Below are 26,420 nucleotides of genomic sequence, written 5' to 3' on the forward strand. Positions count from 1 at the left end.
ACAGAACGGCGCGGGCAAGCCCGCGCCGTTCTGTGCATGGGAAAGAACTACAAACCGAGCTTCGGCTGCTCGCCGGTCTCGTCGGGCCCGGGATGGCCGGCCTCGCTCTCGAGGAGGTCCTCCTCCTCGTCCAGGGCCATGGCGCTGGCGTCGATCTTGGCCAGGCCCACCACGCGGTCCTCGGCGCTGGCCAGCTTGAGGAGGCTGACGCCCTGGGCGTTGCGGCCAGTCTTGCGGACCTCGTCGATGAGGAAGCGGATGACCATGCCCTCCTGGCTGATGAGGAGGCACCCTTCCCCGGGCTTGACCAGCTTGAAGCCCACCACCTGGCCATTGCGGACCCCGGCGCGGATATTGATGACGCCCGTGCCGCCCCGGCCCTGGAGCCGGTAGTCCTGGAGGAGGCTGCGCTTGCCGTAGCCCTTTTCGCAGACGGTGAGCAGCATGCCGTGGTCCTCGGTGCTCTCGTCGGGCTCCACGCCTTCCGGCAGATCCGGCAGGGGGTCCGCCACCTCCATGTCCACGATGTGGTCCTTGGCCGCCAGCTTCATGCCACGGACACCCGTGGTGGCGCGGCCCGTGGCCCGGACATCCTCCTCGGGGAAGCGGATGGCCTTGCCCTGGGCGGTGGCCAGGACGATCTGCTGGCCCCCCGTGGACCGCCGCACGGCCACCAGGCTGTTGCCGTTCTCGATGTTGAGGGCGATGAGGCCGTTGGCGCGGATGTTGGCGTAGGCCGCCAGGCTGGACTTCTTGATGGTGCCGTCCGCGGTGGCGAAGACCAGGTTCTCGCCCTCGGGGAAGTCCCGCAGGGCCATGAGGGTCACCACGTTCTCCCCGTCCTTCAGGGAGATGAGGTTCTTGATGTGCTTGCCCCGAGTGGAGGCGGCGGCCTCTGGCAGATCGTAGACCTTCAGGGCATAGACGATGCCCTTGTCTGTGAAGGCCATGAGGGTGTCATGGGCCTTGGTCATGAAGAGCTGCTCGACGAAATCCTCGTCCTTGGTCTTCATGCCCACCTTGCCCTTCCCGCCCCGGCGCTGGCGGCGGTAGGCGGTGAGGTCCGTGCGCTTGATGTAGCCGGCCTTGGACATGGTGACGACCATGGGGTCGTCGGGCACCACATCCTCCATGCGGATCTCGCCGGAGTAGCCCACGATCTCCGTGCAGCGGGCATTGCCGAACTGCTCGGCCACCTGCTGCAGCTCCTCCTTGATGACCTTCAGGAGCAGCTTCTCGTCGGCCAGGATGGCCTTGAGCTTGGCAATGACCTTCTCGAGCTCGGCCAGCTCATCGAGGATCTTCTCCCGCTCCAGGCCCGTGAGGCGCTGGAGGCGCATGTCCAGGATGGCCTGGGCCTGCACGGCGGAGAGCCGGAGGCTGGGATCCTTCTTGACGGCGGCGGCGCTGGCGAAGGCGCCCGCCATGAGGCCGGCCTTGGCCTCCTCGGGGGTCTTGGCGCCGCGGATGAGCTTGATGACGGCATCCAGGTGGTCCAGGGCGATCTTGAGCCCCATCAGGACGTGGTGGCGCTCCTCGGCCTTCCGCAGCTGGAACAGGGTCCGGCGGGTGACCACCTCCCGGCGGAAGCCGATAAACTCCTGGAGCACCTCGCGGAGGGTGCAGACCCGGGGCTGGCCGTTCACGATGGCCAGCATGGTGATGGGGAAGCTGTTCTGGAGCTGGGTGAGCTGGTAGAGCTGGTTCAGCACGATGTCGCTGGGCTCGTTCTTCTTCAGCTCCACCACCAGGCGGATGCCCTCGCGGTCAGACTCGTCCCGCAGGTCGCTGATGCTGTCGATCTTCTTCTCGCGCACCAGCTCGGCGATCTTCTCGATGAGGGTGGCCTTGTTCACCTGGTAAGGCAGCTCGGTGAAGACGATCTGCTCGCGGTCGCCCGCCCGGCGGATCTGCTCCACGTGGGACTTGGCGCGGACCACGCAGCGGCCCCGGCCCGTGCGGTAGGCGTCCACCACCCCCTCGGTGCCCAGCATGAGGCCGCCGCCCGGGAAGTCGGGACCCTTGATGTGGGCCATGAGCCCTTCCAGGCTGAGCCCGGGGTTGTCGATGAGGTCCACCAGGGCGCGGCAGCACTCCCGCAGGTTGTGGGGAGGGATGCTGGTGGCCATGCCCACGGCGATGCCCTGGGAGCCGTTCACCAGCAGGTTGGGGAAGCGGGTCGGCAGGACGAAGGGCTCCTCCAGGCTGCCGTCGTAGTTGGGACCGAAATCCACCGTGTCCTGGTCGATGTCGCCCATCATCTCGTTGGCGAGCCGCGACAGCCGGGCCTCGGTGTAGCGCATGGCCGCAGCGGAATCACCGTCGATGGAGCCGAAGTTGCCCTGGCCGTCCACCAGCACGTGGCGCATGGAGAAGGGCTGGGCCAGGCGCACCAGGGTGTCGTAGATGGCCGAGTCGCCGTGGGGATGGTACTTACCCATCACGTCGCCCACGGTGCGGGCGGACTTCTTGTAGGCCCGGTTCCAGTCGTTCCCGGCCTCCTTCATGGCGTAGAGCACCCGCCGGTGCACGGGCTTGAGGCCGTCGCGGACGTCGGGCAGGGCCCGGCCCACGATGACGCTCATGGCGTAGTCCAGGTAGGACTTGCGCATTTCCCGTTCGATTTCCAGTGGCTCGATGCGATTCGGATTCATGGGGTCCTACGGCTCGGGAACCGGCCGCTGGCCGTTTCCCAAGTAATGGAAAGATGTGGAAAAGAGGTGGGTCATCAGGAGGGTTCCACGTGGAACAGGTGTTTCTTCCCCCCACTCCAAATTCGGCCTGTGGCCGAATTTGGAGTGGGTCTAAACATCAATGTTTTCAGCCAACAACGCGTTGGTCTCGATGAAGCGGCGCCGGGGTTCCACGGCATCTCCCATGAGGACCGTGAAGATCTCGTCGGCCTCCACCGCGTCGTCGACGCGGACTTGCAGCAGGGTGCGGCGCTCGGGGTCCATGGTGGTCTCCCAGAGCTGCTCGGGGTTCATCTCTCCCAGCCCCTTGTAGCGCTGGATGCCGAGGCCCCGCTTGCCCTCCTCGAGCACCACGGCGAGCATCTCCTCGGGGTCCGTGAAGACCTGCTCCTTGCCCAGCTTCGTCGCGCCCTCGTCGCCGTCCTCGTCCTTGTCCTTGGCCGCCTCCTTGACGTCCTTCAGGCGGCGGAGCCGGAGCTCGCCCCCGCGGAAGCCCGCCAGCTCCACCTGGAGGGTGGCCAGGCGACGGAACTCGCCCCAGTGGGCCACCTGGGTGTCGATCCAGAGGGTGATGGGGCGGCTCATGTGCATGCGCACCAGCCGGAGGCGGTGGCTGGCGGGGATGACGACGGCGGGCTCGTCACCCTCGGCGGGCCGCTCCACGGCCTCGACGGTCTCGATCTCGCAGGTGCCCAGCTTCTGCTTCTCGATGGCGGCGGCCAGGGCCTCCAGGGCCTCCCGGCTCTGGAAGCGGTCCGGGTCCAGCAGGCCCTCGGCCAGGAGGGCCCGCACCAGGGGACGTGCGTAACCCCGGCGGTCCAGCCGGCTGAAGATGTGCTGCACCTCGCCCCACTTCTTCATCTCGCGCACCAGGGTGGGGCCCTTGTGCTCGGTGCCATCCGGCAGGCTCAGGCTCCAGCCGTCCAGGGCCTTCTGGAAGAGGAACTCCTCCAGGGCCCGCTCGTCCTTGATGTAGCGCTCGGTCTTGCCCTTCTTCACCTTGTAGAGGGGGGGTTGGGCGATGTACAGATGCCCCCGGGCCACCAGCTCCGGCATCTGCCGGTAGAAGAAGGTGAGCAGCAGGGTCCGGATGTGGGACCCGTCCACGTCGGCGTCGGTCATGAGCACGATCTTGTGGTAGCGGAGGTTCTCGGCCTTGAACTCCTCCTGGCCGATGCCCGTGCCCAGGGCCTGGATGAGGACCCGCAGCTCGTTGTGGCCCAGGATCTTGTCGAAGCGGGCCTTCTCCACGTTCAGGACCTTGCCCTTGAGGGGCAGGATGGCCTGGGTGGCCCGGTGGCGGCCCTGCTTGGCGCTGCCGCCGGCGGAATCGCCCTCCACCAGGAAGATCTCGCTGAGGGCCGGGTCCTTCTCCTGGCAGTCCGCCAGCTTGCCCGGCAGGCCGCCCCCATCCAGGGCGCCCTTGCGCCGGGTCAGCTCGCGGGCCTTGCGGGCGGCCTCCCGGGCGCGGGCGGCCTCGATGGCCTTCTCCAGGATGGCCTTGGCCTCCCGGGGGTTCTCCTCGAAGAAGCTGGTGAGCTTGTCGTAGACGATGGTCTGGACGATGCCCTTGACCTCGCTGGACACCAGCTTGTCCTTGGTTTGGCTGGAAAACTTGGGATCAGGGACCTTGGCGCTGATGACCGCCGTGAGGCCCTCGCGGACGTCCTCGCCGGAGAGGCTCACCTTGGCGCTCTTGAGCAGGTTGTTCTTCTCGGCGTAGGTGTTGATGACCCGCGTCATGGCGGCCCGGAAGCCCTCCAGGTGCGCGCCGCCGTCCCGGTTGCGGATGTTGTTCGTGAAGCAGTAGAGCGTCTCCTGGTAGGAGTCGTTCCACTGGAGGGCCACCTCCACGGTGGTGTCCTGCTTCTCGTCCTTGATGAGGATCGGGGGCTTGTGGAGCACGGCCTTGTTGCGGTTCAGGTGCTCCACGAAGGCGCTGATGCCGCCGGCGTTCATGAAGTCGTGGACGTCGCCGGTGCGCTCGTCCGTGATGCGGATGTGGACGCCCTGGTTCAGGTAGCTCAGCTCGCGCAGGCGCTGGCTGAGGGTCTCGAAGCTGAAGTCCAGGATGTTGTTGAAGACTTCCGGATCGGGCTGGAAGCGCACCCGCGTGCCGCGCCGGGCCGTGGGGCCCACCACCTTCAGGGGGGCATCCGCCTTGCCCTGGGAGAAGGTCATGGCGTGCTCCTGGCCCTCCTTCCAGACGGTGAGCCAGAGCTTGGAGGACAGGGCGTTCACGCAGGACACGCCGACGCCGTGGAGGCCGCCGGAGACCTTGTAGGCGTTCTTGCCCTCGGTGCTGGTGTTGTCGAACTTCCCGCCGGCGTGGAGCACCGTCATGATCACTTCCGCGGCGCTGCGGCCCTCCTCCTTGTGGATGTCCACGGGGATGCCGCGGCCGTTGTCCTCCACGCTGCAGCTGCCGTCGTTGTGGAGGATGACGTCCACGCGGGTGCAGAAGCCCGCCAGGGCCTCGTCGATGGCGTTGTCCACCACCTCGTAGACCATGTGGTGCAGGCCACTGCCGTCATCGGTGTCGCCGATGTACATCCCGGGCCGCTTGCGGACGGCCTCGAGGTCTCTCAGGACCGTGATGTTGTCGGCGGTGTAGCTGTCGGATTCCTGGGGAGTGTGGACACGGGCGCGGGAGACTTCTTCAGACATCAAGACTCACTTGGTTGGGTACGGTGGAATGCGGTGGTGCGGGCGCCAGATCAGGCGGTGGCGCTGGTGGCGAAGCGGACGGGCATGAGGACGTAGCGGAAGCTGAAGTCCTCGAGGCTGGGGCTCATGAAGACGCCCTGGCCCACCTCGTCCTTGAACTGGTAGACCACCTCCTCGCCGGGGAGCCGCTCCAGCAGCTCTGTGAGGTAGTCGATATTGAAGGCCAGCTCGAAGGACTGCTCCTCCCCCGTGAAGGGCAGCGTGGCCTGGTTCACGCCCTCGTCCGGGTGCTGGAAGACGGTGCGGAGGTTGGGGAACTCGTAGAACAGGCGCACGTTCTTGTTGTAGTCGTCCTTCTTGAGGCCCACGAAGCGCAGGGTGCGGAGGAAGACCTCGCGGTCCATGATCACGCGCTTGGGCAGCTCGGCGGGCAGCACCTTCTCGTAGGCCGGGTAGTTGCCCGTGACGAGGCGGGTGCTGAACTTCAGGCCGGGCTGGTCCAGGAAGAGCGTGGTGCCGTCCCAGCAGAGCTCCACCTCGCCCTCGTCGCCCAGCAGGGTGGGAATGAGGTCCAGGGCCCGCTTGGGCACGATGAGGCGCACCTCGTCCTTGAGCTTGGTGTCGCAGGGCACCTCGGCCACCGCCAGGCGGAAGCCGTCCGTGGAGACCACGCGCACATGGTGCTTGGAGAGGTGCACCAGCACAGCCGAGAGCGTGGGCTTGGTGGCGTCCTTGCTCACGGCGATGGAGCCCAGCTGAATGGCCCGCTTGAAGCGCAGCACGGGGATCTTCACCACGGGCAGCTGGTTGCCGGGGCCCGGAAGCTCCGGAAAGCCCTCGCCGGGCTGGATGTTGTGCTCGGAGTTCATCCCTTTGGCCCGCAGCCAGAGACGGCCGCCCGCATCCGGGCACTCCAGGCTCAGGATGCCCTCGGGGAACACCCGCACGGTCTCGATGAACTTCTTGCCGGGTACGGCCATGGTCCACTCACCCTGGCCTTCGCCGGGCACCGTGGCCTCGAAGGCCAGCTCCATGTCCGTGGCCTTCAGCACCACCTCCTTGGGGCGCACGTCCACGAGGATGTGCTGGAGGATGGGCAACGTGACCCGGCGGTCCAAGGCGTGCTTCAGGATCCCCAGGGTGCGATCCAGACGATCCTTGGAAACCTGTAACTGAAGACTCATGAATCACCCTTGATGATGCTGAAGCCCAGGACAACCTGTGGAAAGACGTCTCAAAGCCCTATTCTACCGGAGTTTCCCTGCCCGGGACAGGCTGTGGAGAGGTCCTCCAGACCTGCGGAACCGGCCCCTTCGGGAGGTTTCCGGAGCGGTTCGGGAGGGGGCTGTGGATTCCCGGGGCCACCGCGTTGTGGATTTCAAGGTAACACCAGTTCAATCAATGAATGCTATTCAGGAGGGCCTGGACCATCCTGTGGAATTCGGAATCCCGCTTCATGCGCTCCCGCACGGAATCAATGGCGTTCATGACCGTGGAATGGTGCATGGAGAACGAGCGCCCGATGTCGGTGAAGGGCGCGGAGGCGATCTCCCGGGCCAAGTACATGGCCACCTGGCGGGGCACCAGGATGGCCTGCTGGCGTGAGCGCTTCTTCATCAGGTCCGTGAAGGGGACATTGAAGGTCTCCGCCGTCATCCGGTAGATGCGCTCCGGGGGGATGGCCGCTGTGGGCTCCTCCCCGCTCTGGCCCTGGAAGGCCGCGTGGGCCACCTCCAGGCTGGGCGGCACACCGATGAGGCTGGCCTGGAAGATGACGCGGGTGAGGAAGCCCTCCAGGTCGCGCACGCTGCCCTTGGCCTTGTGGGCGATGAAGGTCAGCACGTCCTCGGGGATGGGCGGCACGCCCTTGAAATCGGCGTCCTCCAGCTTCTTCTTCAGGATGGCGATGCGGGTCTCGAAGTCCGGGGGCTGGATGTCGGCGGTGAGGCCCCACTTGAAGCGCGTGATGAGCCGCTCGTGGCAGCCCTCCAGGCGCTGGGGCGGCTTGTCCGAGGTGAGGACGATCTGCTTTCCGTGCTGGAGCAGGTATTCCAGGATGTAGAAGATCTCCTCCTGGGTGCGCTCCATCTTCCCCAGCGTCTGCACGTCGTCCAGCAGCAGCACGTCGTTCTGCTGGTACTTCTTGCGCATGGGCTCGGTGTTCTTGACCTTGATGGCCGCCGTGAGCTCGTTGAAGAAGTGGTCCACCTTGAGGTAGGCCACCCGGAGCCCGGGATTGCGCGCCAGCAGGCCCTTCCCGATGCCCACCATGAGGTGCGTCTTCCCCAGGCCCGCCCCGCCGTAGATGAACAGGGGGTTCATGCTGAGGGGCGTGGCGGCCTTGCCGTAGCTGTCCACCACGGCCTTGGCCGCGGCGAAGGCCAGCTGGCTGCCGGGGCCCACCACGAAGCGGTCGAGGGTGTAGCGGTTGAACAGGTAGGGGAAGGAGACGGAGGCCTCCGCGGCGGGATGGCCCCCGGATTCGCGCTTGTGGGGCGCGGGCCGGGGCTCCGCCGCGGGGGTGCCGTCCACCTGGAACACCAGGTGGAGGTCGCCGAGGCCGCCCTGGGCCAGGGCATCGCTGAACTCCTCCGGCAGCTGCTGCTCGATCCAGAGCTTGGCGGCGGCGCTGGGGACCTGGATCCACAGGGTCCCGTCCTCCACCTTCAGGGGCGCGCAGGGCGCGATCCACTCCTTGAAGCTGGCTTCAGGAAGCTGTTTGGACAGGCCCAGTCGGATGGTGTCCCAGAGGGCTAGGGGATCGGCGGAGCGCATGATTCACCGGGGCGGTGGTGGAGCGGCGGACGTGGCGGGGGGCGCGGGCACGCGACTTCGGGGGCGGGCTTCGCGCGCCATCGACCACGGGGGACTCGCGGGGAGGACCCCAAATCTAGCACCCCCGGGAGCGGTTGGGACGACGGAAATGGCCTTGAGCGCGGCAGGTCCCGCTGATACCCTCGAAGGTTCGTCCTCCTCCCCGGGAGGGGACCCCCGAGGTGGAATCATGAAGCGCACGTTTCAGCCCAACAACCGCCGCCGCGCGAAGACCCACGGCTTCCTCAGCCGCATGAAGACCAAGAACGGCCGCCTGGTGCTCAAGCGCCGCCGCGCGAAGGGCCGCCACGTCCTGGCGGTCTGACGCCGGTCCCGTGATCTTCAAGGGCCGCTTCCGCACGGTCCGCCAGCGGGACCACGCGGTGCCCACGCCCCTGCCCCGGCCCCTGCTGGGGCATGAGTCGTATCTGGACATCCGCGCCTGGCGCCGCGCCGGCGGGGCCCAGGCCGATTCCGGGCCCCTGCTGCTCGTGACCTCCCCCCGGAAGACCGGCCCGGCCGTGCGCCGCAACCGCTTCCGGCGCCAGGTCCGCATGGCCTTCCTGTCGCTTTCCGGGCGCCTCGCCGGCCAGCCCTGGGTCGTCTGGGTGCGCCCCGCACGCAGCGCCCCGCCCCTCGACCGGCTCACCTTCCGGGACATCGAGGACCAGCTCGGGCTGGCCCTGCGCCGTCTCCCCCCCACGGACACGCCATGAAAAACCGCAATGTCCTCTACTTCGTCATCGGCAGCGTGATCCTGCTGGCCGCCCAGTTCTGGCTCAGCTCCCGCTACGCCAAGCCGGTGCCGGCCCAGGCCTCGATGCCGGCCCAGGCCGCCCCCGCCGAGGCCCCCAAGCCCGCGGCGCCCGCGCCAGCCGCGCCGGCGGCCGCCCAGGCCCCCGCCCAGGCCTCGGCTCAGGGGGGCGTGAAGGCCGCGGATCCCGCCGCCACCCATACCCTGATGACGGCGGACTTCCGGCTGACCTGGCAGGTGGCCACGGGCGCCCTGAAGCAGGCCGTCTGGCGCCAGGACGACACCGCCTTCTTCCCCGAGGCCTTCGCCGGCCTCGGCGCCCTCCAGGGCCCGGGCTTCGAGACCGTGCGCGAGGAGAAGGATCCCGCGGGCACCGCCGTCATCTTCGAGAATGCCGCCGGGGATCGCCTCCGCTACCTGGTGCCCCAGAAGGGCCTGGAGCTCCGGGTGGAGGGCCTCTCCCCCCGGAACGCCGCCCTCCAGCTGGTGGCCAACCCCACCAGCGACAAGCCCGTGGAGCACCTGGGCCGCGTGTTCACCCTGTCCGAGAAGTCCATCGACGCCGTGACCTGGGCCGAGATGCTGCACGACCCGTTCTTCAGCTTCCTGGGCGCCAAGCGCAAGGAGCTGCCGCCCTCCGCCGCCCGCCTGGGCCTGGACGCCGGTCTGGAGAAGGACGCCAAGAGCCAGCGCAACCACTACTTCGCCGCCTTGTGGAAGCTGCCCCGCCCCGCGGGCCGGGACGCCTCCGGCTACCAGCTGCTGCCCGAGGCCGGGCGCGTCGAGGCCTCCCTCTACCTGGGCCCCAAGCAGGCCGAGCCGCTGCTGGCCTTCGAGAAGCCCTTCACCAAGGTGATCGACTACGGCTTCTTCGGCGCCGTGGCCCACCTGCTCTTCTGGATCCTGAAGAAGGTCCACGCCCTGGTGGGCAACTGGGGCTGGGCCATCGTGCTCTTCACGCTGATCATCCGCCTGGCCACCTGGCACCTGAACACCAAGCAGACCATCTCCATGCTCCGCATGAAGGACTTCGAGCCGCACCAGAAGGCCATCCAGGCCAAGTACGAGAAGTTCGGCAGCGACATGACCAAGAAGGCCGAGATGCAGAAGGAGCTCATGGAGCTCTACAAGAAGAACGGCCACAACCCCATGGGCGGCTGCCTGCCCATGCTGCTCCAGATGCCCATCTTCCTGGCCCTCTGGTCCATGCTGAACGCCGTCTTCGAGCTGCGCCACGCGCCCTTCTTCGGCTGGATCACGGACCTCTCGGCCAAGGACCCCTACTACATCTTCCCCGTGCTCATGGGCGCCTCCATGTTCGCCCAGCAGGCCATGACGCCCGCCGTGGGCGATCCCGCCCAGCGCAAGATGATGCTGGTCCTCATGCCCGCCATGATGACCTTCTTCTTCGCGCAGAGCCCCGCCGGGCTTACGATCTACTACTTCGTGTTCAACATGATCGGCCTCGCCCAGACCTGGTGGATCATGCGGTCCTACCAGCCCCAGCCCATCAAGGTGTAGGAGTCCCGCCATGCGGAAGAGCGGCGCCAGCCTGGAATCCGTGCCCGAGCTCATCGCCCGCTGGACGGCCCACCTGGGCCTGTCCGTGGAGGCCAAGCCCGCGCCCTCGGGCGACGAGGAGGCCTTCCCCAACCGCCTGGCCCTGGCCGGCCCCGATGCGGGCTGGCTGGCGGCCCACCGCGGGGCCGCCCTGGATGCCCTCCAGTTCCTGGTCCACGAGGCCCAGGGCGAGCGCGACGACCACAAGCTGGCCTACCTGGACGTGAAGGGGGCCCGCCTCTTTCGCATGCAGGAGGTCATGGCCATGGGCCAGTACGCCGCGGAGAAGGCCCGGGAGCTGGGCAGCCACACCCTGGGCGCCCTCAGCCCCCGGGAGCGCCGCTGGGTGCACCTGGTGGTGAGCCGCGAGGAGGGCCTGGGCACCGAGAGTGAGGGCACCGGCACCTTCAAGCCTGTGAAGGTGTTCCGGAAGTAGGCCCTCCGCGGGCCTCCGGGCTGCGCCCGGAGGTAGAAAGGAGAGCATGCCTTTGCCCCAGCCCCCCATCTGCGCGCCAGGCACGCCGCTCTTGCCCTCGGCCCTGGCGGTGGTGCGCGTTTCGGGGCCAGACCTCTCCGCCGTCCTGGCGCCCCTGCTGGCCCTGCCGGAGCCCCGCGTGGCCTCGCTGCGCACGCTGCGGTGGGACGGCTTCGCGGAGCGGGCGCTGGTGCTGTTCTTCCCGGCCCCGGCCAGCTACACCGGGGAGGACCTGGTGGAGCTGCAGGTGCACGGCAACCCGCTGCTGGTGCGGCGCCTGGTGGACCACCTGGGGACCCTGGGCGTCCGGTTGGCGGAACCCGGCGAGTTCACCCGGCGGGCCCTCCTGAACGGCAAGCAGGGGCTCCTGGAGGCTGAGGCCCTGCGCGACCTGGTGGCGGCGGAAACCGACACCCAGCTCCGGCTGGCCCAGGCCCGGGCCGGGGCCCTGCCCCCCTGGATCCTGGAGGCCCGGGAGGCCCTGGTGCCCTGGATGGCCCGGGCGGAGGCGGCCCTGGACTACGGGGAGGAGGAAGGCATCTCGCTGGATCTGCTCGGGTTGGGCCTGGCCCTGGCGCCGCTCCGGGCGCGGTTCCACGTGGAACAGACCCGGGCCCGGGCCGCCCAGCACCTCCAGGCGGGGATCCGGATCGCCCTGGTGGGCCGGCCGAACGCCGGCAAGAGCACCCTCTTCAATGCCCTGGCCGGCGAGGACCGGGCCATCGTCACCGAGATCCCCGGCACCACCCGGGACGTGCTGGAGGTGCGCTGCGAGTGGCGGGGCCTCCCCTTGCGTCTGTACGACACGGCCGGCGTGCGCGACACGGAGGATCCCGTGGAGCGCCTGGGCGTGGCCCGGGTGCGGCCGGTCCTGGAAGGGGCGGACCTGATCCTCCACCTCTGGCCCGCCCCGGATCCCGCGCCCGATGACCTGCTCCAGCGGGTCCTGGCCCCCTTCGCCGGCAAGGTCCTGGAGGTCCGGACCTTCGCGGATCTGACCGGGGTCCCGGGCGTGGCCGTGGCCGCCCTCCGGAACGACCTGGACGCCCTGGAGGCCGCCCTCCGGGAGCGCGTTCTGGGGGGCCTGGCCCCGGAGGCCTGCCTGGGGGCCCTGGCCACGGCCCGTCAGGGCGAGCTGCTGGACGACCTGGCCCGGCAGCTGGACCTCCTGGCGGAGCTGACCCCGGGCTGCCCGCCGGAGCTGCCGGCCTCCCTGCTCCAGGGCGCCTGGGGCCTCCTGGCGCGGCTCACGGGGGAGGACCGGGCCGAGTCGGCCCTGGACGAACTCTTCCGCGGCTTCTGCCTCGGGAAGTAGGGCCGCCGAAGTAGACTGGCCCGGGAGGGCGCGTGAAGCCTGGGTTGGAAGCCATCATCGGTCTCGAGGTCCACGTCCAGCTGCGGACCCGGTCCAAGCTCTTCTGCGCCTGCCGCAACGCCTACGGCGCCGCCCCCAACACCCAGACCTGCCCCGTCTGCCTGGGCCTGCCCGGGGCCCTGCCCGTCCTCAACGCCGAGGCCGTGCGCCTGGGCCTCCGCCTGGGCCTGGCCCTGGGAGCCCGCATCCAGGCGCGCAGCACCTTCTACCGGAAGCAGTACTTCTACCCGGACCTCCCCAAGGGCTACCAGATCACCCAGGGGCCCGTGGCCCTGGTGGAGGAGGGCCGTCTGGAGATCCCCGGCGATCCGGCCGTGCGCGGCTCCGAAGGGCCCGTCCAGATCCGCATCGAGCGGGCCCACCTGGAGGAGGATGCGGGCAAGAGCCTGCACGACCAGCGGCCCGACGCCACCCTGGTGGATCTCAACCGGGCCGGGGTCCCGTTGTTGGAAATCGTGGGATCACCAGACTTGAGAAGCCCGCAGGAGGCTTCGGACTACCTCAAGGCCCTGCACCGCCTGGTGGTCTTCCTGGGGGTGGGCGAAGGCAACCTGGAGGAGGGGGGCTTCCGCTGCGACGCCAACGTGAGCCTGCGGCCCCGGGACCAGGAGGCCTTCGGCACCCGGGTGGAGGTGAAGAACCTCAACTCCTTCCGCTTCGTGAAGCAGGCCCTGGCCTTCGAGATCGGGCGCCAGGCGGCCCTCCTGGAGGCGGGGGGTGCCGTGGCCCAGGAGACCCGCGGCTGGGACGCGGAGGTCGGCGAGACCCGGTCCCAGCGCACCAAGGAGGCGGCCATGGACTACCGCTATTTCCCGGAGCCGGACCTCCCGGCCCTGGTGGTGGCGGAGGCCGAGATCGCCGCCGCGCGGGCCGACCTCCCAGAGCTGCCCGAGGCCCGGGCCCGCCGCTGGCGCGCCGCCTACGGGCTGGGCGAGGACGAGGCCGCCACCCTCCTTCAGGATCCGGCCTTCGCCGCCTACTTCGAGGCCCTGGCCGCCGCCTGTGGAAGCGGCAAGGCCGCGGCCACCTGGATGCTGGGCGAGGTGAGCCGCACCCTGAATGAACGGGGGACAGGCATCGACGCCTATCCCCTGGCGCCGGAGGCCCTGGCGGAGCTGATCCGCCTGGTGGAGGCCCGCCACCTCAGCTTCGGGACGGCCAAGGACCGGGTCTATCCCGCCCTCCTGGCCGGCGAGGGGCGGGCGGAGGCGCTCGTGGCGGCGAAGGGGCTGGCCCAGGTCAGCGACCGGGGCGCCATCGAGGCCCTGGTGGCCCAGGTGCTGGCGGCGAACCCCGGGCCCGTGGCCCAGTTCCGGGCCGGGAAGACCAGCCTCCAGGGCTTCCTGGTGGGCCAGGTGCTGAAAGCTGGCGGGGGGCGCCTGGATCCCAAGGTGGTGAACGAAGTGCTGGAGGAGGGGCTGGCCCGGGGCTGAATCCCACCGCATGCTGGGCCATGAGCAACGAGATCCCCCCCTCCCTCTCCGCCTACCTCCCCGGTGTGGGGCATGTGTGCCAGGGCTGCGGGCGTGTGATCGTGGATGCCGTGGAGATTCCCGGTGAGCCCTTCCGCTGCCCGGACTGCCGGCCCACGGAGCCGGCCCCGGAAGACGAGCTGACCCGCACGGCCCTGGCGGATCAGGAGCCCACGGCGCCGCCCAAGGGCCAGCCCACGGTGTGGCGGCTGGTGGCGGTCCTCGCCTTCACCGTGGTGGCCCTGGCCCTCGTCTTCTGGAAGTGGTAGGCGCCAGCGGGCGCGCCCGCCTATGCTGGGAGGCAGGGGCCACGGGGCTCCTGCAGAGGCGCCCATGCCCACGTCCTGGGGACCCACCACCACCGCCATCCACGCCGGCCGGCGCCATAATCCCACCCGGGCGGTGACGACGCCCATCTTCCAGACCTCGGTGTTCCAGCTCATGGAGAACCGCGAGGGCGCGGAGTTCGCCGCGGCCGTGGAGCCCCCAGCCTTCTACACCCGCTGGGGCAACCCCAATGCCAGCGAGGTGGAGGCCGTGCTGGCGGAGCTGGAGGGCGCCGAGCGGGCCCTGGTGGCGGCTTCGGGCATGGCGGCCTTCGCCCTCGTCTTCGAAGCCTTCCTGAAAAACGGCGACCACCTGGTGGCCCCGGCGGCCATCTACCTGGGCACGGAGCAGCTCATCCGCCGCTGGGAGTCCGAGCGCGGCCTCCAGGTCACCTGGGTGCAGAACACCCTGGACCTCACCGAGTGGGAGGCGGCCCTCCGGCCCGAGACCCGCATGATCTGGGTGGAGACCCCCTCCAACCCCACCCTGGCCCTCACGGACCTGGCGGGCGTGGCGGCCCTGGGGAAGAAGCACGGCATCCGCACCGTGGCGGACAACACCTTCCCCAGCCCCATCCACACCAAGCCCCTGCGCCTGGGCATCGACCTCAGCGTGGCCTCGGCCACCAAGTACCTGGCTGGCCACTCGGACGTGGTGGCGGGCGTCATCGCCGGGCGGGACGCCGACGTGGTGGCCTGCTGGCACCTCACCAAGGTCATGGGCCCCACCCTGGATCCCATGGCCGCCTGGCTGCTGCACCGGGGTCTCAAGACCCTCGCCCTGAGGGTCAAGCGCGCCTCGGACAATGCCCAGGCCCTGGCCCAGTGGCTGCTCTGGCAGCCCCACGTGGCGCGGGTGGACTTCCCGGGCCTGCCCACCCATCCGGGCCACGAGATCGCCCTGCGGCAGATGGAGACGGGCTTCGGCGCCATGATCAGCTTCGAGCTGAGGGCGGGCCTGGAGGCGGGCCGCCGCTTCTGCGAGGCCCTGGAGATCATCACCCGGGGCGTGAGCCTCGGCGGCGTGGAGAGCCTCATCCAGCACCCCGCCAGCATGAGCCACCTGAAGACCGCGCCGGAGGTGAAGGCCCGCCTGGGCATCACGGACGGCCTGCTGCGCTTCTCCGTGGGCATTGAGGATCAGGCCGACCTGGTGGCGGACCTGGAGCAGGGCTTCCAGGCCGCCGCCAAGGGGGCCGCCCGGTGAAGCTCCGGATCAACGGCGAGAGCCGCGATACGCCCCCCTTGGGCACCGTGGCGGACCTGGCCGCCTGGCTGGACCTGCCCGCCTTCGGCAGCGCCGTGGAACTCAACGGCGAAGTCATCCGCCGCGCCGACCACCCGGCCACCCCCCTGAAGGAGGGCGACCGGCTGGAGGTGGTGCGGCTGGTGGGCGGGGGCTGAGTAGGCTAAGCCTCAGTTGATGCTGAGGGTGTAGCCGTAGGTCCCCGTGGCTGTGGTGGCGCCGGCGCGGACCCGGGCCACGTAGGTGCCCACAGGCAGGCTGGTGAGGTTCAGGGTCCGGATGGAGCCGGGGTTGCTGTAGCTGCCCGCCACCCAGCCGCCGGGACCGATGAGCTCCAGGTAGAAGTCCTGACCACCGGTGGGCGTCATGGTGAGGGTGCGGGCGCCGCCCGGGTGGACGAAACGCCAGGCCTGGCTCTGGTTCCGGTCGTAGTAGAGGTTGGTGCCGGGGTCATAGGTCTGGAGGGAGCCGCTGGCGTTCAGCAGCGGAAGGGAGACGGTCTGCCAGAGGGCCGGGCCCGCAAAGTAGGAGGCGTCGGGGTTCGGGACGGACTCCAGGGCCAGCTCGGCGAGGGCGGCGTTCCAGGTGGTGGCGGTCACCCGCGAGGCCACGCCCTGGAGGTAGGTCGGGTAGCAGCCCAGGGTGGCCTGCTCGTACTCCCCCGTGCCGTTCGCGTAGGGTGTGGTCGAGCGCACGGCGGCCCAGAGGGTGTTCAGGCCCGAGGGGCTGCCCCCCAGCACGTTCTTCCAGAGGCCCCAGAGGCTCACGGCGATGGAGCCCCGGGCGAACTCGCCCTTGGCGGCGGCGGGCACGTAGGTGTGGTCCGCGAGGTCGAAGGCGTCCACCCGGGTCAGGCCCCCCCCGTCCACGTAGCTGTCGAGGAGCTGGCTGTTGTTCCGGACCGCGGCGGAGAGGAAGTCCGAGAAGCCGGCCACGAACGCAGCGGTGGATTCGCTCTGCACGGCCCGGTCCACCCAGACATTGTCGTTGTCGCGGCGCAGCAGGGAGAGGCTGGTGCTGCCGTCGGGCTTGAAGCTGTAGTCCGCGAAGAGCAGGCGGGCGAAGGTCTCCTGGAGCACGCCGTCATCCCACTCGTCCGTCTCCGTGTTGGCGGCGCCGCTGCCCTGGCCGTAGACCTGGTGGCCGAAGAGGGCCCGGCCGCTGTCGGAGACGAGGATGGAGGAGCTGGACCCGGAGAGCACCGCCGGATAGGTGCGCTGCTGGTCCGCCGCGCTGAGGCTGGTGGTCCAGAAGGTGTGGAGGTTGGGCAGGCGCAGGGTGGCGGAGCCGTCCATGTCGCGCACGGCGGCCCCGAAGGCCACGGCCTGGTCGGCGATGTTGAAAGCCCCGGCGATGCGGTTGGAGGCCAGGGCCGTCACGGAGAGCGTGCCGTCCCGGTCCGCCAGGAAGGTGTTGCTGGTGACGCTCCAGGTGGGGATGGCCGTGAAGGCGCTGAGGCTCATGGCCCCGCCGGGCTCGGGCGCGTTCTTCACGCTGCCCCGCATGAAGAAGCTCGCGGGATCGGCGCTGGGCACCTGGTACTGGGCGAAGACCTGCACGTAGACCTGGAGGCCCCGGGGCACGGTGGTCGTCCCCGTGCCATCGCTGCCCAGGTAACCCGAGGACAGCAGGGCGCCGGAGCCCGCGTCCCGCACCTCGGCCCAGCAGTAGCGGGCGGGACGCAGGGTGGTGGCGCCGAAGCCCGCGGCGGTGAGGGGCCGCTTCTCGAACTGGGCCTGGAGGGTGATCCGGGCGTCGGAGCTGTAGAAGCCGCCGGAATCGCTTCCACCCCCGCAGGCGGCGAAGGACAGCAGGAGCAGGAGGCCGAGGAGGAGGCGCCAGGATCGGGGGGACATGGGAGCTCCTGAGGTGGGGGATCGAACCGGCTTTTCAAGGGTCGTGCCAGGGGACCCGGGGCACCAGTCTAGCGCCAGACCTCCCAGCGGCCACCGGGCCAGCGCCCCCCGGCCCGGGGGGCCCAGGCGGCGGGAAGGGGCAGGTCCACGGCCGTTCCGCCCGCGGGAGCCTCGCTCTGGAAGCGGTGGAACTCGTCCACCAGGTCCTGCTCGAGGAAGGCCCGGGCCAGGGTCCCCCCGCCCTCCACCAGCACCCGGCCCACACCCCGGGCGGCGAGTTCGTGCAACAGGTGGCGCAAACTGCATCCCCGGGGGCCCGGCGGCAGGCGCAGGTCCTCCACGCCCCGCAGGGGCTCGGGATCGCCGGTGACGGCCCTCAGGGCCGGCTGGCCCGCCGCGGGCAGCCAGACCCGGGCCCCGGCGGGCACCTGGCCCCCGTTGTCCATGACCACCCGGTGGAAGACCCGGTGGGGGGCCGTGGGGGCGGGCCAGCGGTCCGTGAGCTGGGGGTCGTCCACCTCGGCGGTGTGGCGCCCCACCACGATGGCCTCCGCCGCCCGGCGCAGCGCATGGCCCAGGCGCTGGACCTCCGGCGGGGTGATGGGGGTCGTGCGTCCCGCGGGGCCCATGGCGCCGTCCGAGCCCAGGGCCAGCTTGAGGCTCACCCAGGGCAGGCCCGTGCGGATGAGCTTGAAGAAGGGGGCGTGGAAGCGGGCGCAGGCCTCGCCCAGTACGCCCTCCTCCACGGCCACACCCTGGGCCCGCAGGATGGCCAGGCCGCCCCCGTCCACCCGGGGGTTGGGATCACGCACGCCCACCACCACCCGGGCCACCCCGGCCTGGATCAGGGCCAGGGTGCAGGGGCCCGTGCGCCCCTGGTGGCAGCAGGGCTCCAGGGTGACGTAGGCCGTGGCGCCATGGACATCCTCGTCCCGGGCCTCCGCGTCCCGCAGGGCCATGATCTCCCCGTGGGGATCCCCGGCCCGGGTGTGGACCCCGGCGCCGATGACCCGGTCCTCCCTCACCAGCACGCAGCCCACCGGCGGGTTGGGGCTGGAGAGCCCCACGCCCTTCAACCCCTCCCGCAGGGCCAGGGCCATGAACCGGGCGTCGCCGGACAGGGCCTCCGGATCCGGCCAGGGGCCGCCGGTGGCCAGGGCCCAGGCCAGCTCGGGGGTAAGGAGGGGCTCAGGCATCCAGCAGCCCGTCCACGAAGGCCTCGGCGTCGAAAGGGATGAGGTCGTCCACGCCCTCGCCCACGCCCACGAAGGCGATGGGGAGCCTCAGGCGGTCCAGGATGGGCACCACCACGCCCCCCTTGGCGCTGCCGTCCAGCTTGGTGAGCACCAGGTCCGTGACCCCGGCGGTGCGGGCGAAGACCTCGGCCTGCTGGAGCCCGTTCTGGCCCGTGGTGGCGTCCAGCACCAGGAGCACCCGATGGGGCGCCGCGGGGATCACCTTCTGGAGGCTGCGGCGGATCTTGTCCAGCTCCTTCATGAGGTGGTCCTTGGTGTGGAGGCGGCCCGCCGTGTCGATGAGCACCCAGGGCGTGCCCTTGGCCAGGGCGCTGGTGGCCCCGTCGAAGGCGATGGCGGCCGGGTCGCCCCCCATCTGGTTGCGGATCACCGGCACGCCGGCCCGTTCACCCCAGCGCTCCAGCTGGTCGATGGCCGCGGCCCGGAAGGTGTCCCCCGCCACCACGAGCACCCCCTCGCCCCGGGCCTTGAGGTGGGCCGCCAGCTTGCCCAGGGTGGTGGTCTTGCCCACGCCGTTGACGCCCACCAGGAGCACCACCTGGGTGGCCGGCCCCGAGGAAGGGGCGACGAAAGGGGCCGCCGGACGCTGGCGCAGCAGCTTCAGCAGTTCGTCCTTGAGGATGGCCTTGGGATCCACCTCGGCGCCCCCCTTCAGCTCGGCCCGCAGCCGGAGCATGAGCTGGTCCACGGCCTTCACGCCCAGGTCCGCCTGGAGCAGCAGGTCCTCCAGCTCCTGGAGCTCGGCCTCGTCCAGGCGCCGCAGGCCCAGGAGGCGACCCATGGGCGCCAGCACCAGGTCCTGGGTGCGCTTCAGCCCCTGCTTGAACTTGTCGAACAGACCACCCAGAAGACCCACGCCCACCTCGCCGGTCCAGTCTACCGAAGGGGGCGGGTTTCCCCATGCCCGGAAGCCGGTTCCACGTGGAACAACCGGTCTAGAGTCCAGCCTTTGGCCAGGTTCCGGGGGGCGCGTAGGGCGGCGCAAGGGGGGCCGCCAGGACCGGGCTCCACCCCGCGGGAGGGCGGAAGTCCACGGTCCCGCCGGTGCTGGAGGCCCAGCCGGCCAGGGCGAGCAGGAGGAGGGCGTCCGCGAGGGGGTTCAGCAGGTGGTCGGGCCTGCCCGGGCGCAGGCTGCGGGGATCCACGGCCAGCCGGGCGGTCCACAGGGGACGGGGCGCCGGCGGGGACCAGGGGCGCCCCAGCTCACCCACCGGGCAGGTCAGCTCCCGGGGCGGCTGGTAGGCACGGGGCGGGGCCTCCGCGCTGAAGGCCAGGGGCGGAAGCTGGAGGACGAGGGTGAACGCTTCGGCGAGCATGGGACCCCCCCGAAAAGATCCGCCCCGGCGCCGGTGGGCACAAGGGCGGAGGCTTCAGGGCTGGTCCGGGTAGGCCGCGGCCATCTTCTCCGCCTGGCGCAGGTTCTCCTGGAGCACCGGGTCGCCGGGCCGCAGAGCCAGGGCGGCCTTGAAGTCGTCCCGGCTGGCGGCGTAGCGCTTCAGGTTGAACTGGGCGATGCCGCGGTTGAAGAGGGCCTCCATCTGGCCGGGCTCCAGCTTCAGGGCCCGATCGAAGGCCTCCTTGGCGTCGGCCCAGGCCTTCCGCTGCAGGGCCGCGCGGCCCAGGTTGTTCCAGGCCTGGGCGTCCTTCGGATTGGCCTGGACCACGGTCTGGAGCGTGGCGGCCGAGGCCTCGAAGCGGCCCAGGCGGGCCTGGGCCTCGCCCTTCCAGCCCAGGGCCTCGGCATCCTTCGGCTTGCGGGCCAGGATGGCCTCGGAGTAGGCCAGCAGGGCCTTCCAGTCCCCGGCCAGGCGGGCCTCGGCACAGGCGTTGGCATAGCCCTCGGCTTGACCCAGGCGGCCGTTCTCGGCGTGGGCGGCCATGGCCTCCCGGTGGCGTCCCAGCTGGCTGAGGGCCTGGGCCCGGTAGAGCCGGAACGTGCCCAGGCGGGGCTTGCCCCTCCCCTCGAGCTGCGGCGTGAGGGCCTTGCAGGCGTCCGCCAGGCGGGCCCAGCGCTGGCTGCGGTTCAGGGCCTGGAGCCAGTACTCGTAGTGCTGGCGGCGCAGCTGGGGGGAGGCCTTCTCGAACCAGTCCGCCAGTCCCGGCCAGTCGTCGGCCTGGAGGAGGGCCTCCGCCGCGGGAGGCAGCGACTGGGCGGCGCCCACGTCGACGACGCGGGCCCGGGCAGCCGGGGGCTTGGGCGGGACGACCGCGGGGAACGGCATCAGCATGGAAACCTCAGCGCCTGGATCTGGTCGTGGGGTTGGTCTTGGGCTTGGGCTTGCCCTTGGATTTGGCCCCGGATTTGGTTTTGGAGACCGCGGCATCGGGGCAGCTCCAGCCCACCAGGGCCCGCTCGAAGACCTCCTCCACGTGCCGCACCGGGTGGAAGCGCAGCTGCTGGCGCAGCTCGGGGTCGATCTCCTCCAGGTCCTTCTGGTTGGCATGGGGGATGACGATGTCCTTGATGCCCAGACGCAGGGCGGCCAGGGACTTCTCCTTGAGGCCGCCGATGGCCAGGGCCTCGCCCCGCAGGTCGATCTCGCCGGTCATGGCCAGGGTGTTCCGCACGGGGATGTCCTTCAGGACGGAGAGCAGCACGGTGGCGATGGCCAGGCCCGCGCTGGGGCCGTCCTTGGGGATGGCGCCCTCGGGGAAGTGCACGTGGATGTCCTGCTTCTGGAAGGCCTCGGGATCGATGTGGAAGGCCTCGCTGCGGCTGCGGATGTAGCTCAGGGCGGCCTGGGCGCTCTCCTTCATGACGTCGCCCAGCTGGCCCGTGAGGACCAGGAGGCCCTTGCCCGGCATCTTCAGGGCCTCCACGAAGAGCACGTCGCCCCCCACGGAGGTCCAGGCCAGGCCCGTCACCACGCCCACGCGCGGCGCCTTGAGCCGCTCGTCCTGGAGGAGCTTCACGGGGCCCAGCAGCTCGTGGATGGTCCCGTCCGTGAGCACGAGCTTCTTCTTCAGCGCGCCCTCGGCCACGCGGCGGGCCACCTTACGGCAGACGGCGCCGATCTCCCGCTCCAGCTGGCGCAGGCCCGCCTCGCGGGTGTAGCCCTGGATGAGGGTCCTCAGGGCCTTCTTGGGGATGGACAGCTGCTGCCGCGTGACGCCGTGCTTCTCCAGCTGCTTGGGAACGAGGTGCTGCTCCGCGATGCCCAGCTTCTCCTCCAGCGTGTAGCTGTTGAGGGTGATGATCTCCATGCGGTCGCGGAAGGCCGGGTGGATGGGCTCCAGCTCGTTGGCGTTGGCCAGGAAGAGCACCTGGCTCAGGTCCAGGGGCACGTTCAGGTAGTGGTCCCGGAAGGTGTGGTTCTGCTCCGGGTCCAGCACCTCCAGCAGGGCGGCGCTGGGGTCGCCGCGCATGTCGCGGCCGATCTTGTCCACCTCGTCCAGCATGATCACGGGGTTCATGCTCTTCACCTGGTGGAGGGCCTGCACGATGCGGCCGGGCATGGCGCCCACGTAGGTGCGGCGGTGGCCCCGGATCTCGCTCTCGTCGTGCACGCCGCCCAGGGAGATGCGGGCGTACTTGCGGCCCAGGGCCCGGGCGATGGACTTGCCCAGGCTCGTCTTGCCCACGCCCGGAGGGCCCACGAAGCAGAGGATGGTGCCGCGCAGGTCCGGCTTGAGCTTGCGCACGGCCAGGAACTCCAGGAGGCGGTCCTTGATCTTGGCGAGGCCGTAGTGGTCCTCGTCCAGCACGGTCTTGGCCTGGGCCAGGTCCAGGTTGTCCTCGGTGAAGGTGCCCCAGGGCAGCTCGGTCATCCACTCCAGGTAGGTCCGCGTGACGGCGGTCTCGCTGGAGTCCGGGTGCATGCGCTCCAGCTTCTTGAGGTTGCGCTCGATCTCCACCAGCGGATCCTCGGGCACCGTGAGCTTGGCCAGCTTGTCGCGGAAGCCCTGGATCTCCTCGGCCAGCTCGGAGCCTTCGCCCAGCTCCTGCTGGATGGCCTTGAGCTGCTGGCGGAGGTAGTACTCCCGCTGGCTCTTGTCCATCTCGCCGCGGGCCTCCATGGTGATCTTCTGCTGGACCTCCAGCAGCTGGATCTCCCGCTGGAGCAGCTCGTTCACGCGCTTGAGGCGCAGGCCGGGGTCCGCGATCTCGAGGACCTCCTGGGTCTGCTGGAGCTTGAGGTCCAGGTTGGAGGCCACCAGGTCCGCCAGGCGGCCGGGGTTGTCCAGGTTGCCCGCGATGACCAGCACCTCCTGGGGCAGCGTCTTGCCCAGGGCCACGGCCTTCTCCAGCGTCTGCTTCACGCTGCGCAGCAGGGCGTCCTGCTCCAGGTCCGGGGACTTGGCCTCGGGCTCGGCCAGGGGCTCCACCCGGGCCTTGAAGAGGTTGTCCGTCTCGGTGAAGTACTCCACGCGCACCCGCTGCAGACCCTGCACCAGGGCCCGGATGCGGCCGTCCGGCAGCTTGAGCACGCGCATGATGAGGGCCGCCGTGCCCACCTGGTAGAGGTCCTCGGGCCGCGGATTGTCCATCTCCACCTGCTTCTGGGAGAGCAGGAGGATCATGCGGTTCTCCACCAGGGCCGTATCCACGGCGCGGATGGACTTCTCCCGGCTGACGCTGAGGGGCAGGATCACGTAGGGGTAGACCACCACGTCCCGCAGGGGCAGGACCGGGAGCTCTTCCGGCAGCTTGGGCTGCTCGTCGGTGGGGGTGGGCAGGAGGACGTCATCGGCCACGGAAAACCTCGGTCGTCCAGGATACCCCTAGTCCGGCGCGCTCACTTCTTGCGCGTCCTCAGGACCGGCGCCTCCGCCTCGGCGGGGAAGAGGGCCTGGGGCTGGGGCTTGGCGAGGGCGGCCCGGCCCTGCCCTGATTCCGGGCCCGATCCCGGGCCTGATCCCGATCCCTGGGGCGCCTCCTTCTGGGCCTCCTTGTGCATGAGACCCTCCAGGGCCTTCACGAAGTCCGGCAGGTCCTTGAAGTCGCGGTACACGCTGGCGAAGCGCACGTAGGCCACCTGGTCCAGGGCCTTCAGCTCGTCCATGATCAGCTCGCCCAGCTCGCGGCTGCGGATCTCCCGGTCCGGCCGCTCCATGAGCCGCGCCTGCACGTCCGCCACCAGCTCCTCGATGCGGGCCAGAGACACAGGCCGCTTCTGGCAGGCCAGCAGCAGGCCCTTCATGAGCTTCTGGCGGTCGAAGGGCTCGCGCCGCCCGTCCTTCTTGAGGATCACCAGCGGCACCTCCTCCACCCGCTCGTAGCTGGTGAAGCGCCGGGCGCAGGAGAGGCACTCCCGCCGCCGGCGGATGGAGTCCCCCTCGCGGGACTCGCGCGAGTCCACCACCTTGTCCTCGAGGTGCCCGCAGAAGGGACAGCGCATGGTTGCTCCCGGATTGGCCCCTAGACCTCCACCACGCGGGGCTCCATGACCACCTCGCAGGTGACGGAGTTGGCCACGAAGCAGTACTTGTGGGCCTTCTCGAAGAGCTCCACCACCTTGGCCATGCTGGTGCCACGGGGCACTCGGATGGCCGGGCGCAGGTGCACCTGGGTGATGCGCGTGACTTTGTCCACCGTGTCCAGCACGGCCTCGGCGTGGTCCTCGTAGCCCACCACCTCCACCTTGGCCTTGGCGCAGAGGGCCAGGAAAGTGAGCATGTGGCAGGTGGCCAGGGCCGAGCCCAGCAGGTCCTCGGGGTTCCAGCGGCCGCCGTCCCCGGCGTACTCCGCCGCGCTGCTGACGGCCAGGGGGTGCTTGCCGGTCGCGGTGACCGTGGCGTTGCGGGAGTAGCCGGCGTCGTGGGTGCTGCCCGTCCAGGAGAGGGTGAGGGGATAGCGGTGGGCCATGGGGTCCTCCTCGGAAAGCCTGCGCCCAGGATGCCACACCCCCCCTGCTAACCTGGACCGACGTTCCGGAGCCCCCATGCGCCTGCTGATCCCCGCGACCCTGGCCGCGCTGTCGCTGCCCGTCCAGGCCCAGTTCTGGAGCGAGCTGGCCAATCCCAAGGTGGAGGTCACCCTCATCCATCCGCCGGGCCTGGGCCTCAAGGTGGAGCGCCTGGCCTTCGCCCCCTCCCGCGACCTCAACTCCCGGGAGCTGGCGGACGCCCTCACCGCCGACCTGGTGCAGAGCCGCCAGGTGGAGGTGGTGGACCGCGCCCACCTCGACGCCGTGCTGAAGGAGCAGGAGCTGGGTGCCAGCGGCTACGTGGAGCCCGCCACCATCGCCAAGCTGGGCAAGCTGCTGGGGCCCAGCGTGCTGGTGATCGTGAACGTGAACCGCTCGGACCTCAGCCGCACCCAGGCCGCCAAGGAGGAGCGCAGCACGGACTACAAGACGAAGCAGGAGATCGTCCGCCTCAAGCGCACCGCCACCACCAGCCTGGACTTCAGCGCCACCGTGCAGGTGGTGGACCTCAGCACAGGCCGGGTCTTCGGCGCCCAGCGGCTGGAGGACGCGCCGAGCCTGAGCAACAGCTCCTACGATGGCTTCCCGGCTCACCCCAGGGATTCGGACGTGCGCCGCCTGGCCTTCGAGACCGCCAAGGTGAAGGTGCTGCGCCTGCTGCTGGCCTGGAGCGAGGTGCGCAAGCTCACCTTCTTCGACGATGAGGTCTTCGGCATGGGCCGGGCCCACGAGCGCCTCAGGGCCCGCGACACCCGCGGCGCCCTGGACCTCGCTCTCGACGGCCTGGACCAGTCCCGCCGCGACCGGGGCCAGAAGCCCAAGTACTACCCCCGCGCCGAGTACAACGTGGGGATCATCCGCTTCATCCAGGGCCAGTACGAGGAGGCCCTGCCCCACCTCCGCGCGGCCCTGGACCTGCAGCCCGACGCCAGCATCTTCCAGACCGCCCTGCGGGAATGCCAGGAGGCCATCCAGCTCCAGGAGGCCCTGCGCCAGGCGGAGCGCCGCGGCGAGCCGGCCGCGCGCCCGGAGCCCGGGCCCCCGGTCCGCCCCGAGCCCGCGGAACCCGCCGAGCGCGTCAAGGCCGGCCCGGAGGCGCGCCTCCAGAAGCTCCAGGACCTCTACAAGAAGGGCCTCCTGGACAAGCGGGAGTACGAGGCCAAGAAGGCGGAGATCCTCAAGGAGCTTTAATCCGCCGGCAGTCGGCGGAGCCAGGCCGCCAGGCGGTCGTTGAAGGCCTCGGCCTGCTCGAAGGCCACCAGGTGGCCTGCGCGGGGGATGACCTCCAGGTCCGCTCCAGGGATGGACCGGGCGAGCACCTCGGATTCGCTGGGGGGGATGACGGTGTCCTCGGCGCCGGTGATCACGAGGGTGGGCACCCCGATCCGGCCCAGGCGGGGCGTGGCGTCCGGGCGCTCCGCCATGCCCAGGAGGGCGCCCGCGACTCCCGCGGGGCTCGCGGACTGCATCATGGCCCGCACCTGGCCGAGCTGGTCCTGGCCGCCGGCCGTGAGCATCTTGGGGGCCATGTCGTCAACGACGGAGGAGGTCCCTTCGCGCCGCACCCGCTCCGCCGTGGCCCGGCGCTTCGCCGCGGCTTCGGGGGCATCGGCTCCGGCGCGGGTGCCCACGAGGACCAGGCCGCGGAGCAGCCCGGGATGGCGGTCCTGGAAGGCCAGGGCCACGTAGCCGCCCATGGAATGGCCCACGAGCACCACGGGGCCCGTGCCCAGCTGCCGGAGGAGGCGTTCCAGGTCGTCGGCGAACCGGGCCATGGACGTGGGGCCTTCGGAGGCCTCGCTCTCCCCCAGCCCCCGCGGGTCCGGGGCCACCACCCGGTGGGTGGAGCCGAAGGCCTCGATCTGGCGCTGCCAGGCGCCCCGCGAGAGGGGGAAGCCATGGACGAAGAGCAGGGGCGGAAGACCGTGTCCCTGGTCCGTGTAGGCGATCCTGAGGCCGTCGATGGGCGCATGCATGGAGGCTCCCGGGGTTGGGTCCGTCATGGCACCCCGTCACTATGGGGCCTCCGGGGTCCGGGTGCCGGAAAGACTGACCGGCG

23 protein-coding genes are annotated in these 26,420 nt (G+C 70.3%); 10 read left to right on the forward strand and 13 right to left on the reverse strand.

Features of this window, described 5'->3' with window-relative positions; all coding sequences use genetic code 11:
• Positions 1-47 precede the first annotated feature (47 nt).
• The 4 genes from gyrA to dnaA all read right to left on the reverse strand — a co-directional run bounded on the left by gyrA (position 48) and on the right by dnaA (position 8,135).
• Complete coding sequence (gene gyrA / locus G398_RS0102460) at positions 48-2,654, reverse strand: DNA gyrase subunit A (protein WP_026852419.1); 2,607 nt, start codon at positions 2,652-2,654, stop codon at positions 48-50.
• A gap of 150 nt (positions 2,655-2,804) precedes the next feature.
• Positions 2,805-5,360 carry a DNA topoisomerase (ATP-hydrolyzing) subunit B gene (gene gyrB / locus G398_RS0102465; RefSeq protein ID WP_026852420.1) on the reverse strand — a complete coding sequence of 852 codons (2,556 nt, stop codon included), beginning with the start codon at positions 5,358-5,360 and terminating at the stop codon, positions 2,805-2,807.
• Between the two features lie 50 nt (positions 5,361-5,410).
• Positions 5,411-6,544 (reverse strand): DNA polymerase III subunit beta, encoded by a 1,134-nt coding sequence (gene dnaN, locus G398_RS0102470; RefSeq protein ID WP_084511867.1) that lies wholly within the window; start codon positions 6,542-6,544, stop codon positions 5,411-5,413.
• Positions 6,545-6,758: 214 nt separating this feature from the next.
• Complete coding sequence (dnaA, locus tag G398_RS15655) at positions 6,759-8,135, reverse strand: chromosomal replication initiator protein DnaA (RefSeq protein WP_052571213.1); 1,377 nt, start codon at positions 8,133-8,135, stop codon at positions 6,759-6,761.
• Between the two features lie 229 nt (positions 8,136-8,364).
• On the opposite strand from dnaA, the gene rpmH reads away from it, so the two are divergent.
• The 9 genes from rpmH to thiS all read left to right on the forward strand — a co-directional run bounded on the left by rpmH (position 8,365) and on the right by thiS (position 15,540).
• Positions 8,365-8,499, forward strand: coding sequence for a 50S ribosomal protein L34 (gene rpmH, locus G398_RS0102480; protein ID WP_026852422.1), 135 nt, complete (start codon positions 8,365-8,367; stop codon positions 8,497-8,499).
• 10 nt (positions 8,500-8,509) lie between these two features.
• Positions 8,510-8,890, forward strand: coding sequence for a ribonuclease P protein component (locus G398_RS0102485; RefSeq protein ID WP_026852423.1), 381 nt, complete (start codon positions 8,510-8,512; stop codon positions 8,888-8,890).
• The gene (gene yidC, locus G398_RS19160; RefSeq protein ID WP_052571215.1) at positions 8,887-10,449 is read left to right on the forward strand and encodes a membrane protein insertase YidC; all 1,563 of its coding nucleotides are present in this window, start codon (positions 8,887-8,889) and stop codon (positions 10,447-10,449) included. The genes G398_RS0102485 and yidC overlap by 4 nt, the downstream gene beginning before the upstream one ends.
• Before the next feature lie 10 nt (positions 10,450-10,459).
• The gene (locus tag G398_RS0102495) at positions 10,460-10,924 is read left to right on the forward strand and encodes a R3H domain-containing nucleic acid-binding protein (protein ID WP_026852424.1); all 465 of its coding nucleotides are present in this window, start codon (positions 10,460-10,462) and stop codon (positions 10,922-10,924) included.
• A gap of 46 nt (positions 10,925-10,970) precedes the next feature.
• A complete protein-coding gene (locus G398_RS15665) occupies positions 10,971-12,278 on the forward strand; it encodes a tRNA modification GTPase (RefSeq protein ID WP_084511868.1) in 1,308 nt (435 codons plus the stop codon).
• Between the two features lie 32 nt (positions 12,279-12,310).
• Entirely contained in the window at positions 12,311-13,771 is a 1,461-nt protein-coding gene (gene gatB / locus G398_RS0102505; protein WP_026852425.1) for an Asp-tRNA(Asn)/Glu-tRNA(Gln) amidotransferase subunit GatB, read from the forward strand.
• 20 nt (positions 13,772-13,791) lie between these two features.
• Positions 13,792-14,079, forward strand: coding sequence for a hypothetical protein (locus G398_RS0102510; protein ID WP_026852426.1), 288 nt, complete (start codon positions 13,792-13,794; stop codon positions 14,077-14,079).
• A 64-nt stretch (positions 14,080-14,143) separates the two neighbouring features.
• A complete protein-coding gene (locus G398_RS15670) occupies positions 14,144-15,343 on the forward strand; it encodes a trans-sulfuration enzyme family protein (RefSeq protein WP_043483149.1) in 1,200 nt (399 codons plus the stop codon).
• A complete protein-coding gene (thiS, locus tag G398_RS0102520) occupies positions 15,340-15,540 on the forward strand; it encodes a sulfur carrier protein ThiS (protein WP_026852427.1) in 201 nt (66 codons plus the stop codon). The genes G398_RS15670 and thiS overlap by 4 nt, the downstream gene beginning before the upstream one ends.
• Positions 15,541-15,552: 12 nt before the next feature.
• On the opposite strand, the gene G398_RS0102525 is transcribed toward thiS, so the two are convergent.
• From G398_RS0102525 to G398_RS21840, 8 genes are all read right to left on the reverse strand, one after another.
• Positions 15,553-17,238: a hypothetical protein gene (locus G398_RS0102525; RefSeq protein WP_026852428.1), complete on the reverse strand. Its 1,686-nt coding sequence runs from the start codon at positions 17,236-17,238 to the stop codon at positions 15,553-15,555.
• A 68-nt stretch (positions 17,239-17,306) separates the two neighbouring features.
• The gene (gene ribD, locus G398_RS15675; protein ID WP_052571218.1) at positions 17,307-18,434 is read right to left on the reverse strand and encodes a bifunctional diaminohydroxyphosphoribosylaminopyrimidine deaminase/5-amino-6-(5-phosphoribosylamino)uracil reductase RibD; all 1,128 of its coding nucleotides are present in this window, start codon (positions 18,432-18,434) and stop codon (positions 17,307-17,309) included.
• On the reverse strand, positions 18,427-19,350 hold the full coding sequence (gene ftsY, locus G398_RS0102535; protein ID WP_026852429.1) for a signal recognition particle-docking protein FtsY: 924 nt from the start codon (positions 19,348-19,350) through the stop codon (positions 18,427-18,429). The genes ribD and ftsY overlap by 8 nt, the downstream gene beginning before the upstream one ends.
• Before the next feature lie 79 nt (positions 19,351-19,429).
• A complete protein-coding gene (locus G398_RS21835) occupies positions 19,430-19,810 on the reverse strand; it encodes a hypothetical protein (protein ID WP_026852430.1) in 381 nt (126 codons plus the stop codon).
• A 54-nt stretch (positions 19,811-19,864) separates the two neighbouring features.
• Positions 19,865-20,722, reverse strand: a complete 858-nt coding sequence (locus G398_RS0102545; RefSeq protein ID WP_026852431.1) for a tetratricopeptide repeat protein — start codon at positions 20,720-20,722, stop codon at positions 19,865-19,867.
• A gap of 7 nt (positions 20,723-20,729) precedes the next feature.
• Positions 20,730-23,189, reverse strand: a complete 2,460-nt coding sequence (gene lon, locus G398_RS0102550; RefSeq protein ID WP_084511871.1) for an endopeptidase La — start codon at positions 23,187-23,189, stop codon at positions 20,730-20,732.
• Between the two features lie 41 nt (positions 23,190-23,230).
• On the reverse strand, positions 23,231-23,833 hold the full coding sequence (gene nrdR, locus G398_RS15680; protein ID WP_084511873.1) for a transcriptional regulator NrdR: 603 nt from the start codon (positions 23,831-23,833) through the stop codon (positions 23,231-23,233).
• A 20-nt stretch (positions 23,834-23,853) separates the two neighbouring features.
• Positions 23,854-24,300 (reverse strand): OsmC family protein, encoded by a 447-nt coding sequence (locus G398_RS21840; protein ID WP_026852433.1) that lies wholly within the window; start codon positions 24,298-24,300, stop codon positions 23,854-23,856.
• Positions 24,301-24,376: 76 nt separating this feature from the next.
• Here G398_RS21840 and G398_RS20970 point away from each other — a divergent pair, with 76 nt between their 5' ends.
• Positions 24,377-25,552 carry a CsgG/HfaB family protein gene (locus G398_RS20970; protein WP_026852434.1) on the forward strand — a complete coding sequence of 392 codons (1,176 nt, stop codon included), beginning with the start codon at positions 24,377-24,379 and terminating at the stop codon, positions 25,550-25,552.
• On the opposite strand, the gene G398_RS0102570 is transcribed toward G398_RS20970, so the two are convergent.
• Complete coding sequence (locus G398_RS0102570) at positions 25,549-26,337, reverse strand: alpha/beta fold hydrolase (RefSeq protein WP_026852435.1); 789 nt, start codon at positions 26,335-26,337, stop codon at positions 25,549-25,551. The two genes, G398_RS20970 and G398_RS0102570, sit on opposite strands and share 4 nt — an antisense overlap.
• Positions 26,338-26,420: the final 83 nt, after the last annotated feature.

Source organism: Geothrix fermentans DSM 14018 (assembly GCF_000428885.1).
Classification (GTDB): domain Bacteria; phylum Acidobacteriota; class Holophagae; order Holophagales; family Holophagaceae; genus Geothrix; species Geothrix fermentans.